The sequence below is a fragment of the Streptomyces sp. NPDC056580 genome (assembly GCF_042793175.1).
Classification (GTDB): domain Bacteria; phylum Actinomycetota; class Actinomycetes; order Streptomycetales; family Streptomycetaceae; genus Streptomyces.
Map to the genome: position 1 here is coordinate 186,597 of NZ_JBHTVE010000013.1, position 16,678 is coordinate 203,274.

At 72.6% G+C, this 16,678-nt stretch carries 14 protein-coding genes and 1 riboswitch; of the genes, 10 read left to right on the forward strand and 4 right to left on the reverse strand.

The genetic code is table 11. The features are described from left to right. Positions 1 to 2 precede the first annotated feature (2 nt). The 5 genes from ACFQ9Z_RS28095 (at position 3) to ACFQ9Z_RS28115 (ending at position 6,922) form a co-directional block, all read left to right on the forward strand. The gene (locus ACFQ9Z_RS28095; RefSeq protein WP_383024543.1) at positions 3 to 1,445 is read left to right on the forward strand and encodes a GuaB1 family IMP dehydrogenase-related protein; all 1,443 of its coding nucleotides are present in this window, start codon (positions 3 to 5) and stop codon (positions 1,443 to 1,445) included. Positions 1,446 to 1,876: 431 nt separating this feature from the next. Then, positions 1,877 to 3,364 (forward strand): amino acid permease, encoded by a 1,488-nt coding sequence (locus ACFQ9Z_RS28100; RefSeq protein WP_383024547.1) that lies wholly within the window; start codon positions 1,877 to 1,879, stop codon positions 3,362 to 3,364. A 27-nt stretch (positions 3,365 to 3,391) separates the two neighbouring features. Then, complete coding sequence (locus ACFQ9Z_RS28105; protein WP_143638102.1) at positions 3,392 to 3,844, forward strand: Lrp/AsnC family transcriptional regulator; 453 nt, start codon at positions 3,392 to 3,394, stop codon at positions 3,842 to 3,844. Positions 3,845 to 4,385: 541 nt separating this feature from the next. Continuing rightward, positions 4,386 to 5,174 (forward strand): carbon-nitrogen hydrolase family protein, encoded by a 789-nt coding sequence (locus tag ACFQ9Z_RS28110; RefSeq protein WP_383024554.1) that lies wholly within the window; start codon positions 4,386 to 4,388, stop codon positions 5,172 to 5,174. A 50-nt stretch (positions 5,175 to 5,224) separates the two neighbouring features. Beyond that, complete coding sequence (locus tag ACFQ9Z_RS28115; RefSeq protein WP_383024556.1) at positions 5,225 to 6,922, forward strand: flavin monoamine oxidase family protein; 1,698 nt, start codon at positions 5,225 to 5,227, stop codon at positions 6,920 to 6,922. A 78-nt stretch (positions 6,923 to 7,000) separates the two neighbouring features. On the opposite strand, the gene ACFQ9Z_RS28120 is transcribed toward ACFQ9Z_RS28115, so the two are convergent. The 3 genes from ACFQ9Z_RS28120 to ACFQ9Z_RS28130 all read right to left on the reverse strand — a co-directional run bounded on the left by ACFQ9Z_RS28120 (position 7,001) and on the right by ACFQ9Z_RS28130 (position 10,226). Then, the gene (locus ACFQ9Z_RS28120; RefSeq protein WP_383024561.1) at positions 7,001 to 7,930 is read right to left on the reverse strand and encodes an LLM class F420-dependent oxidoreductase; all 930 of its coding nucleotides are present in this window, start codon (positions 7,928 to 7,930) and stop codon (positions 7,001 to 7,003) included. 97 nt (positions 7,931 to 8,027) lie between these two features. Further along, the gene (locus ACFQ9Z_RS28125) at positions 8,028 to 8,714 is read right to left on the reverse strand and encodes a DUF5995 family protein (RefSeq protein ID WP_383024566.1); all 687 of its coding nucleotides are present in this window, start codon (positions 8,712 to 8,714) and stop codon (positions 8,028 to 8,030) included. A gap of 120 nt (positions 8,715 to 8,834) precedes the next feature. Then, positions 8,835 to 10,226 (reverse strand): uracil-xanthine permease family protein, encoded by a 1,392-nt coding sequence (locus ACFQ9Z_RS28130; RefSeq protein ID WP_383024569.1) that lies wholly within the window; start codon positions 10,224 to 10,226, stop codon positions 8,835 to 8,837. Positions 10,227 to 10,419: 193 nt separating this feature from the next. On the opposite strand from ACFQ9Z_RS28130, the gene ACFQ9Z_RS28135 reads away from it, so the two are divergent. After that, the gene (locus ACFQ9Z_RS28135; protein WP_383024573.1) at positions 10,420 to 10,878 is read left to right on the forward strand and encodes an acyl-CoA thioesterase; all 459 of its coding nucleotides are present in this window, start codon (positions 10,420 to 10,422) and stop codon (positions 10,876 to 10,878) included. Here the strand turns inward: ACFQ9Z_RS28135 and ACFQ9Z_RS28140 are convergent. Then, positions 10,838 to 12,052, reverse strand: a complete 1,215-nt coding sequence (locus ACFQ9Z_RS28140; protein ID WP_383024576.1) for an MFS transporter — start codon at positions 12,050 to 12,052, stop codon at positions 10,838 to 10,840. The two genes, ACFQ9Z_RS28135 and ACFQ9Z_RS28140, sit on opposite strands and share 41 nt — an antisense overlap. 120 nt (positions 12,053 to 12,172) lie before the next feature. Between ACFQ9Z_RS28140 and ACFQ9Z_RS28145 the strand changes: the two genes are divergently transcribed. The 4 genes from ACFQ9Z_RS28145 to ACFQ9Z_RS28160 all read left to right on the forward strand — a co-directional run bounded on the left by ACFQ9Z_RS28145 (position 12,173) and on the right by ACFQ9Z_RS28160 (position 16,661). After that, the gene (locus ACFQ9Z_RS28145) at positions 12,173 to 13,420 is read left to right on the forward strand and encodes an ROK family transcriptional regulator (RefSeq protein WP_383024579.1); all 1,248 of its coding nucleotides are present in this window, start codon (positions 12,173 to 12,175) and stop codon (positions 13,418 to 13,420) included. A 400-nt stretch (positions 13,421 to 13,820) separates the two neighbouring features. Then, a riboswitch (FMN riboswitch) is annotated at positions 13,821 to 13,951 on the forward strand. 156 nt (positions 13,952 to 14,107) lie between these two features. Then, positions 14,108 to 14,713: a riboflavin synthase gene (locus ACFQ9Z_RS28150; RefSeq protein WP_383024582.1), complete on the forward strand. Its 606-nt coding sequence runs from the start codon at positions 14,108 to 14,110 to the stop codon at positions 14,711 to 14,713. Further along, complete coding sequence (locus ACFQ9Z_RS28155; protein ID WP_383024589.1) at positions 14,710 to 15,351, forward strand: nicotinamide riboside transporter PnuC; 642 nt, start codon at positions 14,710 to 14,712, stop codon at positions 15,349 to 15,351. The genes ACFQ9Z_RS28150 and ACFQ9Z_RS28155 overlap by 4 nt, the downstream gene beginning before the upstream one ends. Further along, the gene (locus tag ACFQ9Z_RS28160; protein WP_383024592.1) at positions 15,348 to 16,661 is read left to right on the forward strand and encodes a bifunctional 3,4-dihydroxy-2-butanone-4-phosphate synthase/GTP cyclohydrolase II; all 1,314 of its coding nucleotides are present in this window, start codon (positions 15,348 to 15,350) and stop codon (positions 16,659 to 16,661) included. The genes ACFQ9Z_RS28155 and ACFQ9Z_RS28160 overlap by 4 nt, the downstream gene beginning before the upstream one ends. The last annotated feature ends 17 nt before the right edge of the window (positions 16,662 to 16,678 follow it).

A 16,678-nucleotide genomic window follows, 5' to 3' on the forward strand; every position in this document is an offset into this window, starting at 1 on the left:
ACGTGCGTTTCCTCAATGACATCCAGCCCGCGTACGACCTGACGTACGACGACGTGTTCATGGTGCCGAGCCGCTCCGCGGTGGGCTCGCGTCAGGGCGTGGACCTCGGCTCGCCGGACGGCACGGGTACCACCATCCCGCTCGTCGTCGCCAACATGACCGCCATCGCCGGCCGCCGCATGGCCGAGACGGTCGCCCGCCGCGGCGGCCTCGTGGTCATCCCGCAGGACATCCCTATCGACGTGGTCGCCGACGTCGTCTCCTGGGTCAAGAGCCGCCACCTGGTGCTGGACACCCCGATCGTGCTGGCCCCGCACCAGACCGTCGCCGACGCCCTCGCCCTGCTGCCGAAGCGGGCGCACAACGCCGGCGTCGTCGTCGACGAGGAGCAGCGGCCGGTCGGCGTCGTCACCGACGCCGACCTGAGCGGCGTCGACCGCTTCACCCAGCTCGAAGTGGTCATGTCCAGGGACCTGCTGCTGCTGGACGCCGGCATCGACCCGCGCGAGGCCTTCAACACCCTCGACACGCACAACCGCCGCTACGCCCCGGCCGTCGACGAGGACGGCAGGCTCGCCGGCATCCTGACCCGCAAGGGCGCCCTGCGGGCCACCCTGTACACCCCGGCCGTGGACGCGAAGGGCCGGCTGCGCGTCGCCGCCGCCGTCGGCATCAACGGCGACGTGGCAGGCAAGGCCAAGCAGCTGCTCGACGCGGGCGTCGACACCCTCGTCATCGACACCGCGCACGGCCACCAGGAGTCGATGATCAGCGCGATCAAGGTGGTGCGCGCGCTCGATCCGCAGGTGCCGATCGTGGCGGGCAACATCGTCTCCGCCGAGGGCGTCAAGGACCTGATCGACGCCGGCGCGGACATCATCAAGGTCGGTGTCGGACCCGGCGCGATGTGCACGACCCGGATGATGACCGGTGTGGGCCGGCCGCAGTTCTCCGCGGTCCTCGAGTGCGCCGCCGAGGCGAGGAAGTACGGCAAGCACGTGTGGGCCGACGGCGGCGTCCGCCACCCGCGCGACGTGGCCATGGCCCTCGCGGCCGGCGCGTCCAACGTGATGATCGGCTCCTGGTTCGCGGGCACCTACGAGTCCCCGGGCGACCTCCAGCAGGACGCGAACGGCCGCCTCTACAAGGAGTCGTTCGGCATGGCCTCCGCTCGCGCGGTGCGCAACCGCACCTCGGAGGAGTCCTCCTACGACCGCGCCCGCAAGGCGCTGTTCGAGGAGGGCATCTCCACCTCCCGCATGTTCCTCGACCCGGCCCGCCCGGGCGTCGAGGACCTGATCGACTCGGTCATCGCGGGCGTCCGTTCCTCCTGCACCTACGCCGGAGCCGGCTCCCTCGAGGAGTTCGCCGAGAGGGCCGTCGTCGGCATCCAGAGCGCCGCCGGCTACGCGGAGGGCAAGCCGCTGCACGCCAGCTGGAACTGACGCGCGGAGCCGCCACCGGCCCCCGCACCGCTTTCGGACGGCCCCCGCCGGTCCCGCTCCCGGGACGGAAGGGGGCCGTCCGCGTGTCCGCGGCCGACCCGCCGGGCCGGGTGCCGGCCTTCGTCCCCGGCCCCGGGCGGGGCCGGGGAGCGGGCCGTCGCGGGAGAGCCGGAGGAAGCGTGAGAAAAGGGACTCGCGCGGTCGCCGCGCAACGCTCCGCGGTCCAGGCGCAACAAAAGGGCATCCCGCCCCGATGAACGCAATGATGATGCGGCCATGCGCAAGCCTGCTGCATTACGCCCGCGAAGCCGCGCCTCGTAGGGTGCTGCGCTGTAGGTGGCGTGGCGGGGACTCCGCTCGGCGGGTTCCTGCCCTGAAGGGCTTCCGCCGGTCCTCGTACGTCGTGACCGGCAGCGATAAGGAGCCAGCGCGTGCTCGACCAAGGCGCACCCCCGCAAGAGCAGAGAACGGCCGCCCCCGCGTCCCCGGGCGTCGCCGCGCGCCTCATGCGCCGCAAGCCAGTGGAACGCCTGGTCGCCGAAGGCGGCCAGGGCGAAGGAGGGTCGCTGCGGCGGTCCCTCGGGCTGTGGCAGTTGACCATGATCAGCATCGGGGCCACCCTCGGCACCGGCATCTTCGTCGTCCTCGGCGAGGCCGTGCCCAAGGCGGGCCCGGCCGTCACCCTCTCCTTCGTGATCGCCGGGCTCACCGCGCTGTTCTCGGCCCTGTCCTACGCGGAGCTGGCGGGCACCATCCCGGTCGCCGGATCCTCGTACTCGTACGCATACGCAACCATGGGCGAACTGATCGCCTGGGTCTGCGGCTGGTGCCTGCTCCTCGAGTACGGCGTCTCGGTCGCCGCCGTCGCCGTCGGCTGGGGCGAGTACCTCAACGAACTGCTCGACGGCACCATCGGCGTCACCATCCCGGACGCCCTGTCGGCCCCGCCCGGCGACGGCGGCGTCTTCAACCTGCCCGCGCTGATCGTCGTGCTCCTCGCGATGGCGTTCCTGCTCGGGGGCGCCAAGGAGTCCGCACGCGCCAACACGATCATGGTCTGCGTCAAGATCGCCGCGTTGGTCCTGTTCTGCGCCATCGGCTTCATGGGCTTCAAGTCCGGCAACTACGCGCACTTCATGCCGTTCGGCATGGCGGGCGTCAGCGCGGCCGGCGCCACGCTGTTCTTCTCGTACATCGGCTTCGACGCCGCCTCCACCGCCGGTGAGGAGGCGAAGAACGCCCAGCGGGACCTGCCGCGCGCGATCATGCTGTCCCTCGTGATCGTGACCGCGCTGTACGTGCTGGTCGCGGCCGTCGCCGTCGGCGCCCGGCCCTGGCGGAAGTTCAACGACTCCGAGGCGGCGCTCGCCCGGATCATGACGGACGTCACCGGCCAGAGCTTCTGGGGCACCCTGCTGGCCTTCTGCGCCGTCATCGCCATCGCGAGCGTCGTCCTGACCGTGCTCTACGGCCAGACCCGCATCCTCTTCGCCATGTCCCGCGACGGCCTGGTGCCCAAGGTGTTCGCCAAGGTCCACCCGAAGACCGGCGCGCCCCGCGCCAACACGGTGATCGTGTCGCTGTTCTGCGGCGTCCTCGCCGCCGCCATCCCGCTGGGCCAGCTCGCCGACGCCACCAGCATCGGCACCTTGTTCGCCTTCGCCCTGGTCAACGTGGCCGTGGTGGTGCTGCGCCGGAGCCGTCCGGGCATGCCGCGCACCTTCCGGGTCCCGCTGTCACCGGTGCTGCCCGCGCTGGGCTTCGCCTTCTGCGTCTGGATGATGGGCAGCCTGTCCGCCGTCACCTGGGTGGTCTTCGGTGTCTGGATGGCGGTGGGGCTCGTGTTCTACTTCGGTTACGGCTATCGCCGTTCCCGCCTCGCGACCTCTGCGGACGTCGCGGTGGCGGCGGAGAAGTGACCGACCCGGAGAAATGAACCACCCCCCGTGCTGAACGATCTCGACGAACGCATCGTGCACGCCCTCGCCGAGGACGCGCGCCGCTCCTACGCGGACATCGGGCAGCTCGTCGGCCTGTCCGCGCCCGCCGTCAAGCGGCGCGTGGACAGGCTGCGGGCCACCGGAGCCATCACCGGGTTCACCGTCCGGGTCGACCCGGCGGCGCTCGGCTGGGAGACCGAGGGGTTCGTCGAGGTCTACTGCCGGCGCAACACCTCCCCGGAGACCATCCAGCGCGGCCTGGAGCGCTACCAGGAGGTGGTGGCCGCGTCGACCGTCACCGGCGACGCGGACGCGATCGTCCAGGTCTTCGCCTCCGACATGCGCCACTTCGAGCGGGTCCTGGAGCGCATCGCCGGCGAGCCGTTCGTGGAGCGGACCAAGTCGGTGCTGGTGCTGTCACCGCTGCTGCGCCGCTTCTCCTCGGGCGCTCCGGGCTAGGGCCTGTCCGACGACTCCCGCCGCGGGCCTGTCCGACGCGAGCTATCGGACAGGCCCCGGAGCCCCGCACCCCCGGCTACACCGCCGGCCCCGGCCCGCTCCGGGAGGTCGTACAGCGCCCGCCCGAGCTCGTGAGCTGCGGAGCGCGGGCCGCCGCGGCACGGCGCGGAAGTCGCCCGTGACCCGCTCCGCATCCTCGAACGGCGCCGACGGGACGCATCTGCGCACCGCGCTGCACGGCGGTGCCTTCCGAGGGCGGGGCGCGTGAACCGATCACCCACCGCCCTCCCGGCGGCCCGACCCTCGCGTATCGCCCACACGGTGGCGGCCAGTCTCCCCGTCCGGCGTGAAAACCGCGGCGTGACCTGCGCCCCAGGGCGCACCCGGGCTGCTCCGCGGGGCGCGCAACGAATCGCCGTCCGGCCGCCCCGCCACGCAACGAACCGCGCACCGGCGCGCAACGGCTCCTTCTTGTCCGCCCGAGCGCGCCGACCGTACCTTCTAACTGGCCCCCCAAACCCCCTTCCCGGTGAGGAAACGCATGCGCACCGCCCTGCTCCAGAGCTCCGGCCGCCCCGGCTCGATCGCCGAGAACCTCAAGGTCCTCGACGAGGCCGCCGGGCGCGCCGCCGCCGCGGGCGCCGCGCTGCTGGCCGCGCCGGAGATGTTCCTCACCGGGTACGCGATCGGTGACGGCATCGCCCGCCTCGCCGAGCCCGCCGACGGCGACTCCGCCGACGCGATCGCCGAGATCGCCGGCCGGCACGGGCTCGCCATCGCCTACGGCTACCCCGAGCGCGACGGCGACACCGTCCACAACTCCGCCCAGCTCATCTCCGCCGACGGCGCCCGGCTCGCGAACTACCGCAAGACCCACCTCTTCGGCTCCTTCGAGCGCGACCACTTCACGCCCGGCGAGCAGCCGGTCGTCCAGGCCCAGCTGAACGGGCTGACCGTGGGCCTGATGATCTGCTACGACGTCGAGTTCCCGGAGAACGTCCGGGCGCACGCCCTCGCCGGTACCGACCTCCTGGTCGTGCCGACGGCGCAGATGCACCCGTTCCAGTTCGTCGCCGAGTCCCTGGTGCCGGTGCGGGCCTGGGAGAGCCAGATGTACGTGGCGTACGTCAACCGGGTCGGCCGCGAGGGCGAGTTCGAGTTCGTCGGCCTGTCGGTCCTGGCCGGCCCCGACGGCGTCGCCCGCGCCCGCGCCGGCCGGGAGGAGCAGCTCGTCCTCGCCGACGCCGACCCGGCGTTCCTGGCCGCCTCCCGCGAGGCCAACCCGTACCTGAAGGACCGCCGCCCCGGTCTGTACCGGTCCCTCGTCTGATCCTCCCCCAGCCTCCCCAGATCCACCCCCGCGCAAGGAGTCCGTACCCCATGACGTCCACCGTGCCCAACGCCGTCGAGCACGCAGACGAGCAGCAGCCGCCGATCACCATGTTCGGCCCGGACTTCCCTTACGCCTACGACGACTTCCTCGCCCACCCGGCGGGCCTCGGCCAGATCCCGGCGACCGAGCACGGCGCCGAGGTCGCCGTCATCGGCGGCGGCCTGTCCGGCATCGTGGCCGCCTACGAGCTGATGAAGATGGGCCTCAAGCCCGTCGTCTACGAGGCCGACCAGATCGGCGGCCGGCTCCGCACGGTCGGCTTCGAGGGCTGCGACGAGTCGCTGACCGCCGAGATGGGCGCCATGCGCTTCCCGCCGTCCTCCACCGCGCTGCAGCACTACATCGACATGGTGGGCCTGGAGACCCGGCCCTTCCCGAACCCCCTCGCCGAGGCCACCCCGTCCACCGTGGTCGACCTCAAGGGCGAGTCGCACTACGCCGAGACCATCGACGACCTGCCCCAGGTGTACCGGGACGTCGCCGAGGCGTGGAACAGGTGCCTCGAGGAGGGCGCCGACTTCTCCGACATGAACCGCGCCATGCGCGAGCGGGACGTCCCGCGCATCCGCGAGATCTGGGCGAAGCTCGTCGAGAAGCTCGACAACCAGACGTTCTACGGCTTCCTCTGCGACTCCGAGGCCTTCAAGTCGTTCCGGCACCGCGAGATCTTCGGCCAGGTCGGCTTCGGCACCGGCGGCTGGGACACCGACTTCCCCAACTCCATCCTGGAGATCCTGCGGGTCGTCTACACCGAGGCCGACGACCATCACCGCGGCATCGTCGGCGGCTCACAGCAGCTGCCGCTCAGGCTCTGGGAGCGCGAGCCGGAGAAGATCGTCCACTGGCCGTACGGCACCTCGCTGAAGACCCTGCACGTGGACGGCGAGCCCCGTCCCGCCGTGACCCGGCTGCACCGCACCGCGGGCAACCAGATCACCGTCACCGACGCCAACGGCGACATCCGCACCTACCGGGCGGCCGTCTTCACCGCCCAGTCCTGGATGCTGCTGTCGAAGATCGCCTGCGACGACTCGCTCTTCCCGATCGACCACTGGACGGCGATCGAGCGCACCCACTACATGGAGTCCAGCAAGCTCTTCGTGCCCGTCGACCGGCCCTTCTGGCTGGACAAGGACGAGGAGACCGGCCGGGACGTCATGTCGATGACGCTCACCGACCGCATGACCCGCGGCACCTACCTGCTGGACGACGGCCCGGACAAGCCGGCCGTGATCTGCCTGTCGTACACCTGGTGCGACGACAGCCTGAAGTGGCTGCCGCTGTCCGCGAACGAGCGGATGGAGGTCATGCTGAAGTCCCTCGGCGAGATCTATCCGAAGGTGGACATCAGGAAGCACGTCATCGGCAACCCGGTGACCGTCTCCTGGGAGAACGAGCCCTACTTCATGGGCGCGTTCAAGGCCAACCTGCCCGGCCACTACCGCTACCAGCGGCGCCTGTTCACGCACTTCATGCAGGACCGGCTGCCCGAGGACAAGCGGGGCATCTTCCTCGCCGGCGACGACGTCTCCTGGACGGCCGGCTGGGCGGAGGGCGCGATCCAGACCGCGCTGAACGCGGTCTGGGGCGTCATGCGCCACTTCGGCGGCGAGACCGACCCGACCAACCCGGGCCCGGGCGACGTCTACGACGAGATCGCCCCGGTGGAACTGCCCGAGGACTGACCGGGACACCGGCCCGGACCGCGTGGACCGGGCCGGAGGCGCCGACGGCCGGGCTCAGGCCCCGGCTCTCGGCAAAGCTCAGACCCCGGCCGCGCGCGCCTTCTCGAACACCTCGGCGGCCACGTCCTTCAGCTCCTGGGTGTCGCGCATGGTGCTCTGCAGGTCCACCAGGATCTCGTCCAGGCCGATCTCCGCGTGCTCGACCAGATCCTCGACGATCTGGTCGGCGTCGCCCTGGAACGGCCGCCGTCCGTCGCCCTGGAAGGGCTCGGCCGAGTGCGCCGCGTTGACCCGCAGCACGGTCCGGATCGGCTCCTCGCGGCCGCGTTCGGCGGCCAGGTCCCGCAACTCGGCCCACTGGGCGGTGATCTGCTCGACGCCCGTGCCCACCGGGAGCCAGCCGTCGGCGTGGTCCACCAGACGCCGCTTCGCGCGCCTGCCGCTCGCCGCGAGCAGGATCGGGATCGGCCGGGCCGGCTTGGGGCCGACCGCCGCCGAGGAGATCCGGGTGATCCGGCCTTCGTGCACGACCGGGTCCGGGCCCCACACCGCCCGGCACACCTCGATCAGCTCGTCCAGCACCTGCCCGCGCTCCTCGAAGGGCCGTACGCCCGTCGCCGCGTACTCGTCGTGGGACCAGCCGGTGCCGAAGCCGGCGAGCACCCGGCCGCCGCTCGCCGCGTCCAGCGTGGCCAGGGACCTGGCGAGCTGGAAGGGCAGGTGCAGCGGCGCGACCAGCACGCTGGAGCCCAGCAGCACGCGTTCTGTGGCGGCGGCGGCGAGGGTCAGGGTGACCAGCGGCTCGGCGACGCCGCGGTAGGAGTCGGGCCAGGGGAGTCCGGGGATGCCGTAGAGGCCCTGGCCGGCGGGCTCCGGGAACAGGGCGCGCTCGTACACCCAGAGGCTGTCGTATCCGGTCCGCTCCGCGGCGCGCGCCACGTCGGGCACGTCCCTGCCCAGGTCGTACTGCCGGTTCTGCGGGAGGCCGAGGCCCAGCCGGGTAGCCATGTGCCGTGAGCTCCTTCGCCGTCGGTTGCCGCTTCAACCTACAGATGTGGACGCCGGGTTCCAGGAGGCCCGGCGGAGGTTGGCCGGAACCGCCCGGTCAGTCGCCGAACGGCGTCAGCAGCATCCGGCCCGCGAAACCGACCGCCGCGTCGAGGCGTTCGGCGAACTCCCCGGCGAGGTCCCCGCAGTGGCGCAGCGCCCACAGCGCCCGGGCCGCCGCCCAGGTCGCCTCCCGGGCCCGCTCCAGGCTCCAGGAGCCCAGCAGATGGGTGATCGGGTCGGCGATCTCCAGCAGGTCGGGACCCGGCATCAGATCCTCGCGGACGCGCTCCTCCAGCGAGGCGAGGAGATCGCCCACCCGGTCGAACTCGTCCTCCAGATCGGCCGGTTCGCAGCCGAGCGTGCGGCAGGTGTCCACCACGGCGAGCGCCAGGTCGTGCCCGATGTGGGCGTTGACGCCCGCGAGCGCGAACTGGAGCGGCCGTACCCCGGGGTGGCGGCGGAACTGGAACAGGGGCCGCCAGCAGGCGGGTGGACGCAGGTCCCGGGCCACCGTGTCGACCGCGGCCAGGTACCGCTCGGCGAACCGCACGTCCAGCGTGGCCGCCGCGCGCCGGTCCGCGAACACCCCCGCGCCCAGGCACCGGCCGACCTCCTCGGTGACGGCGAGGTAGACGCGGTTGAACACGGCGACCCCGTCCCGCTCGGGCAGCTCCGCGTCGAGGGCCCGCATCCGGGAGAGGACGGCGTCGACGGGAGTGGTGAGGTGTTCCAACTGCGCCATGGGGGAAGGGTCGCAGCCCCGCCCCCGCCCGCGTGCCGACCGGCCCGGCGCTTCCCCGGAACGGGGGAACGCCGGGCCGGCGCCGAGCGGGGGAGGCGGGGGGAGCGGGGAGGCGGACGCCTACGGCTCGGCGCGCCGACCGCTCGCGTCGTAGCTGGACGTGCCCTCGTCCAGCAGCGGCTCCTGCGTCTTGAGGTGGGCGGGCGCGAAGGCGCGCAGCGTGTGGTAGCCGGTGATGACGACCAGGGTGCCGAGCGCGATGCCGCTGAGCGAGAAGGTGTCGGTGAACTTCATGGTGACGTTGCCGACGCCGATGATGATGCCCGCGGCGGCCGGCACCAGGTTCAGCGGGTTGCGCAGGTCGACCTTGGCGTTGATCCAGATCTGTGCGCCGAGCAGGCCGATCATGCCGTAGAGGATGACGGTGATGCCGCCGAGCACCCCGCCCGGGATCGCGGCGACGACCGCGCCGAACTTCGGGCAGAGGCCGAACAGCAGCGCGAAGCAGGCCGCGGCCCAGTAGGCGGCGGTGGAGTAGACGCGGGTCGCGGCCATCACGCCGATGTTCTCGGAGTAGGTGGTGGTCGGCGGGCCGCCCACCGCGGTCGACAGCATCGAGCCGACACCGTCCGCGGAGATCGCCGTGCCGAGCTCGTCGTCCAGCGGGTCGCCGGTCATCTCCCCGACCGCCTTGACGTGTCCGGCGTTCTCCGCGATCAGCGCGATGACGACGGGCAGGGCGACGAGGATCGCCGACCACTGGAACGACGGTCCGTGGAAGGAGGGCAGGCCGATCCAGTCGGCCTTGGAGACGCCGGAGAGGTCCAGCCGCCAGTGGTCGGTGAGCTTGCCGCTCGCGTCCACCGAGTGGATCTTGCCGAAGACGCGGTCGAAGACCCAGGAGAGCCCGTACCCGAGGAGCAGCCCCAGGAAGATCGCGATCCGCGACCAGAAGCCGCGCAGGCAGACGACCGCCAGTCCGGTGAACAGCATCACCAGCAGGGCCGTCCACTGGTCCTGCGGCCAGTACGTCGAGGCGGTCACCGGGGCCAGGTTGAAGCCGATCAGCATGACCACCGCGCCGGTGACGATCGGCGGCATGGCGGCGTGGATGATCCGCGCGCCGAACCGCTGCACCGCGAGTCCCACCAGGAACAGCACGAAGGCGACCACCAGGACCGCGCCGGTCACGGTGGCGCTGGTGCCGCCCTGCGCCCGGATGACCGCGGTCACGCCGACGAAGGACAGGGAGCAGCCGAGGTAGCTCGGGACCCGGCCGCGGGTGGCGAGCAGGAAGATCACGGTCGCCACGCCCGACATCATGATCGCAAGGTTCGGGTCGAGGCCCATGAGCACGGGGGCCACGAAGGAGGCTCCGAACATCGCCACGACGTGCTGGGCGCCCAGGCCCACCGTGCGCGGCCAGGAGAGCCGTTCGTCGGGGCGTACCACCGCTCCGGGCGCGGGCGTACGCCCGTCACCGTGCAGCTTCCAGCGCACGCCGAGGTCCATGGTGGGGTTTCGCTTTCTCTGTACGTACCGTTCCAGACCATTGTCAGGGGTGCCGGGCGGCTTCCCGCCCACGGGCGCCGCACGTGGACCTGGTACACGGGCCTGACCTGCGGGGAACGGCCGCGGCGGCTGAGCGGTCGCTTAGTATGGAACGGTCCGTCCCGTCCCCGTCCCGTCGCCCAGGAGCACCACCGTGACCGCCGAAGCCCCGACCGCCCCCGCCGTCGCCCACGGCCGGCTGATCCCCGTCACCGTCCACTTCGACGACCTGGACGCGCTCGGACTGCTGCACAACGCCCGCTACCCGCTGATGGTCGAGCGCGCCTGGACCGAGCTGTGGAACGAGCACGGCGTCCGCTTCGACGGCGACTGGCACGCCGCGGGCGACGCCTGCAACGCCGTCCGCGAACTGAACATCGGCTACGAGGCGCCGGTGACCCGCCCGGGCGTCTACGCCGTCCACCTCTGGCTGGAGCGGCTCGGCACCACCGGCCTCACCTACGGCTTCCGCTTCTGTTCGGCCGACGGCACGGTGACCTACGCGCGCGGCACCCGGGTCCTGGTCCGGCTGGACGCGGCCACGCTGCGCCCGGCGCCGTGGAGCGAGAGCTTCAGGGCCGTGGGCCGGGAACTGCTTCGGTCCGCGGACTGACCTCGCCGAGGCCGCCGCGCTCGGCGGTGCGCAGCACACCCGCGAACACCGCGAGACCGCAGGCCAGCGCGGTCACCACGCAGAACGAGACCGTCAGATCGGTCGCCTGCGCCACACCGCCGATCAGGCTGGGCGCGATCAGCCCGGAGGTGTACGTGATGGTCGCCACGCCCGCGATGGCCTGACTGGGGTTGGGGCCGGCGTGCCCGGCCGCCGCGAAGCACAGCGGTACGACGACCGCGATGCCGAGCCCCATCAGCGCGAAGCCGGCCATCGCCACCGCCGGGTGCCCGGCGAGGACGACCAGCAGCCCGCCGAGCCCGGCCAGCACGCCGCCGGCCCGTACCGTGCGCACCGCTCCGAAGCGGTTCACCACCGCGTCCCCGGCGATCCGGGCCACCGCCATGGTCAGCATGAACCCCGTCGTGCAGGCGGCCGCGACCCCGGCCGAGCTGTCCAGCCGGTCCCGCAGGAACACCGCGGACCAGTCCAGGCTCGCCCCCTCCGCGAACACCGCGCAGAACCCGACCGCGCCGATCAGCAGCGCCGAGCGGGGCGGCAGCGCGAAGCGCGGGGGCGGCTCCTCGTCCTCGGTGGGCTGCAGGTCGAGCACCCCCGAGCAGGCCACCAGACCGAGCACGGTGAGGACGGCCGCGGCCAGCGCGAAGTGCAGGCGCGCGTCGGAGCCCAGGTGCGCGGCGAGCGTGCCGGCCGCCGAGCCGACGAGCGCGCCCGCGCTCCACATGCCGTGCAGGCCCGACATGATCGACCTGCCGAGCAGCCGCTCCACCTCGACACCCAGCGCGTTCATCGCGACGTCGGCCATGCCCGCGCTCGCGCCGTAGGCGAACATCGCCAGGCACAGCGTGTACATGTTCGGCGCCAGGGACGGCAGGACCAGCGACAGCGTCCACAGCGCGAGCAGTCCGCGCAGCGCGGTGCGGCTGCCGAAGGAGTGGCTGATCCGGCCCGCCAGCGGCATCGCGCACGAGGCGCCGAACGCCGTGAAGGCCAGCGCGAAGCCGAGCTGCCCCGCGCTCAGCGAGGCGTGCTCCTGCACCCAGGGCACCCGGGTGGCGAAGGAACCGGTCACGGCGCCGTGCACGGCGAACACGGCCGCCACGGCGTACCGGGCGCGCCTCACCTCGTCACGTGAACGGCTCACGTCACCCATGTTCCAGTCCCTCCCCGGGCGTCACACGCGGCGCCGTCGCCGCACCGCCGTAAACTATCAGGGACCCTGCCTGATAGATAGTGGGCAACTCGGCCGCGCACGTCTGGGAGGATGCCCGTCATGCCCGCATCACCGAGCACCGCCCGGGCCATCAACGACCGGCTCGCCCTGCGCCTGCTGCAGCAGGAAGGCCCGCTGACGGCAGGGCAGTTGAAGCAGCTGACCGGACTGTCCCGGCCCACCGTCGCCGACCTCGTCGAGCGGCTCACCGCCTCCGGTCTGATCACGGTGGTGGGGGAGTCCGGCGAGCAGCGCCGCGGCCCGAACGCCCGGCTGTACGGCATCGTCGCCGGCCGCGCCCACCTGGCCGCGCTCGACGTGCGCACCGAGGGCGTCTTCGTGCTGGTCTCCGACCTCGTGGGCCGGGTGCTGGCCGAGGGGTCCGCGCCGATCGGCGGTGACACCGGGACCGGACCCGCGGTGGAGCAGGCGGTGACGGCGGTGGAGCGGACGGTCAAGGAGGCCCTGGCGGCGGGCGCGCCCCCGCCCGAGGGCGTCCACGCGTGGGGGAGGCTGCACACCGTCGGGATCGGGGCGCCGGGCCTCGTCGACCCCGCCACCGGCGACCTGCGCGACTCAAGCGGCCTGCCCGCCTGGCACCGCAGGCTCGCCGCGGCCCTGCAGGAGCGGCTGCCCGAGGCCCGGGTGAGGGTGGAGAACGAGACCAACCTGGCCGCCCTGGCCGAGCAGCGCGAGGGCGCGGCCCGCGACCGGGACACCTTCGTCCTGCTCTGGCTGGGCCACGGCGTCGGCGCCGCGGTCGTCCTGGACGGCACCCTGCGCCGCGGCGCCTCCGGCGGCACGGGCGAGATCGGCTTCCTGCCGGTCCCGGGCACGCCGGCCCTGCCCTCGGCCACGGACTGCGACGGCGGCTTCCACTCCCTGGCCGGAGCTGCGGCGATCGCCCGGCTGGCCGGGGAGCACGGTCTGCCGGTGGACGGGCCGGCGGACGGGCCGGGCGTGGCGGTGGTGGTGCGCACGGCCGTGGCGCGGGCGACGGATCCGGCCGGCGGACCGGCCGGGACCTCCGCCGAACGCTTCCTCGACGCCCTCGCCCACCGGATCGCCATCGGGGCCGCCTCCGTCGTCTCCATCCTCGACCCGGGCTGCGTGGTGCTGGGCGGGGAGATCGGGCAGGCCGGGGGAGCGGTGCTCGCGGAGCGCGTCGCCGAGCGGCTCCGCCGGATGTCTCCGCTGGCCACCGAGGTCCGGGCCGGCCGCCTCGGCGGGGGCGCGGTCCTGCGCGGCGCCCTGCTGACGGCCCGGGACCGGGCCCAGGACGAGCTGTTCGCCCCGGCCGACCGCTAGGGCCTCTCGCGGCTGGGTCATGCCGGGCTCGCGGGCCCTGGCACCGCGCCTCCCCGCATCGGACGCCGCGCGGCGGCCCGCCGGTGACGAGGCCGTTTTCGAACAGGCCCCAGGCGGGGGCGCGGCCCGGCGCGGGCCCGGCGGACGCGGCCGGGCGGGGCGGCGGCCTCGTGGCCGACTCGGGCGCCCCTGGGCCGACTTGGGCGACCCGGCGGCGGGCAAGGGCCGTCGTCACCGCCGCCGGGCCCGCCCGCACCCTAAAAGGACTAGACCAGTACGGTCAATGGTCCGGACCAACTGGCCGCCGCGCCGGACCCGGCAGGGCGATCTGTGAGTCACTCCACACCGTTCCCCCGACTGGACCCTTGCCGGCCGTGGCACACTGGCCCTGTACCAGAAGCAGCGCACTCCGGGGTCGGTGAAAGTCCGAACCGGCGGTTACAGTCCGCGACCCGGTCGCTTCCAGCGGCCGGTTGACCAGGTGAAATTCCTGGACCGACGGTTAAAGTCCGGATGGGAGGCAGTGCGCGGCGGGCGGGCATGCTCCCATGCGCGTCGCCGTATCTGGGCTCGTCCGCATGCGGGCGGGTCCCTGTCCGGCGTCGCCCCGGAGTCGTCCTCCCGTTCATTCTGTCGTCTTCGACAGGCCCCGGAGTCCGTGCCCCAAGAGGCAGGAGGACCCGGGAAGTGTTCACCGGAATCGTCGAAGAACTGGGTGAGGTCACCGCCGTCGAGAATCTCGGCGACGCGTCCCGCTTCCGGCTCCGCGGCCCCGTCGTCACCGAGGGCGCGCGGCACGGCGACTCCATCGCCGTGAACGGGGTCTGTCTCACCGTCGTCGACCACGAGGACGACGAGTTCACCGCCGACGTCATGGCCGAGACCCTGAACCGCTCCAGCCTGGGCGCGCTCGGCGTGGGCTCCCGCGTCAACCTTGAGCGCCCCACCGCGGTGGGCGCGCGCCTCGGCGGGCACATCGTGCAGGGCCACGTGGACGGCACCGGACAGGTCCTGGAGCGCAAGCCGTCCGACAACTGGGAGATCGTGAAGATCTCGCTGCCCGCGGACCTCGCCCGCTACGTCGTGGAGAAGGGCTCCATCACCGTCGACGGCATCAGCCTCACCGTCGTCGACGCCGGCCCCGACTTCTTCACCGTGAGCCTCATCCCGACCACCCTCGCCCTGACCACGCTCGGCCACAAGCAGCCCGGCGACCCGGTCAACCTCGAGGTCGACGTCATCGCCAAGTACGTCGAGCGGCTGCTCGCGGCCGGACAGGGGGACGGCAAGTGAACTGGATGAACTCCGAGGCCTTCACCCTCTTCGGCCAGCACATCATCTGGTCCGACATGATCGGCAACATCCTCGGCCTCATCACCCTGGCCCTCGGCTGGCGCCGCTCCCTGTGGACCTGGCCCGTGCAGTTCCTGTCCGGCCTCGTCCTCTTCGGGGCCTTCTACGGCCACCTCGCCGGCAGCGCCGGCAAGCAGGCCGTCGTCATGGCCGTCGCACTGTACGGCTGGTGGCAGTGGCAGCGCAGGAAGGACCGGGCCGCGGACGGGCACATCGCCCCCCGGTTCGCCAGTTGGGCCGAGCGGGCGGCGATGCTCGGCGCGGCCGCCGCCGGAACCGTCGCCGTCGCCCTGCTGTTCAAGGCCTACCCGTCCCTCTCCTGGGACCCCTGGCCAGACGCCTACATCTTCGTCGGCACCGTCGTCGCCATGTACGCCCAGGCCAAGGGAATGGTCGAGTTCTGGATCGCCTGGCTGCTCGTCGACCTCGTCGGAGTACCCCTCAACTTCGCCAACGGCTACGCCTTCTCCGGGTTCGTCTACGTCATCTACGGCGCACTCGTCCTGTGGGGGATGCGCGACTGGTGGCTGCGCTCCCGCGAGGACGCGCGACCCGTTCTGGAAGGAGCGCCCGCATGAACCCGGCACCTCTGCTCCACGGCACCGACCGCATCGAGGACTTCCGGCTCGACCCGGTCGAGCAGGCCGTCGCCGACATCGCGGCCGGCCGCCCGGTCGTGGTCGTCGACGACGAGGACCGGGAGAACGAGGGCGACCTCGTCATCGCCGCCGAGAAGGCCACCCCCGAGATCGTCGCCTTCATGATGAGCGAGTGCCGGGGCCTGATCTGCGCCCCCATGGAGGGATCGGAACTGGACCGGCTGCGGCTGCCGCAGATGGTCGAGGACAACACCGAGTCGATGAAGACCGCCTTCACCGTCTCCGTGGACGCCTCCGCCGCGCACGGGGTCAGCACCGGCATCTCGGCCGCCGACCGCGCCACCACCCTCCAGCTGCTGGCGAGCGGCACCGCCGGGCCCGCCGACCTGGTCCGCCCCGGCCATGTCTTCCCGCTGCGCGCCAGGCCCGGCGGAGTGCTCACCCGCAACGGCCACACCGAGGCCGCCGTGGACCTCGCCCGGCTCGCGGGCCTGCGCCCGGCCGGCGCCATCGTGGAGATCGCCGGCGAGGACGGCCGGATGCTGCGGCTGCCCGAGCTGATCCCGTTCGCCCGCAAGCACGGCCTGACGATCATCTCCATCGAGGACCTGATCGCCTACCGCCGGGACAGCGAGCCCACCGTCCGCCGCGAGGCCGAGACCGTGCTGCCCACCAGGCACGGCACCTTCACCGCCTACGGCTACCGGTCCACCGTCGACGGTGTCGAGCACGTCGCACTCGTCCACGGCGAGATCGGCGACGGTGAGGACGTCCTGGTCCGCCTCCACTCCGAGTGCCTCACCGGCGACGTCTTCGCCTCCCTGCGCTGCGACTGCGGCCCGCAGCTCGACGCGGCCCTGGAACGCATCCAGGCCGAGGGCCGGGGCGTCGTCGTCTACCTGCGCGGACACGAGGGGCGCGGCATCGGCCTGCTGTCCAAGCTGCGCGCCTACCAACTGCAGGAGGAGGGCCACGACACCCTCGACGCCAACCTCGAACTCGGCCTGCCCGCGGACGCCCGCGACTACGGCGCGGGCGCGCGCATCCTCGCCGACCTCGGGGTGCGCGGCGTCCGGCTGATGACCAACAACCCCGACAAGACCGACGCGTTGCTGTGCCACGGCCTGAAGGTCACCGGCCGCGAGCCGATGCCCGTGCAGGCGGGCGAGCACAACCTCCGGTACCTGCGCACCAAGCGGGACCGGATGGGACACGATCTGCCCTGGCTGGACGCCCCGGCCGTGGCCGCCTCGGCGGCCGCGCCCGCGTCCACCTGCGGCAACCAGTAAGCGAACGGCACAGAGGA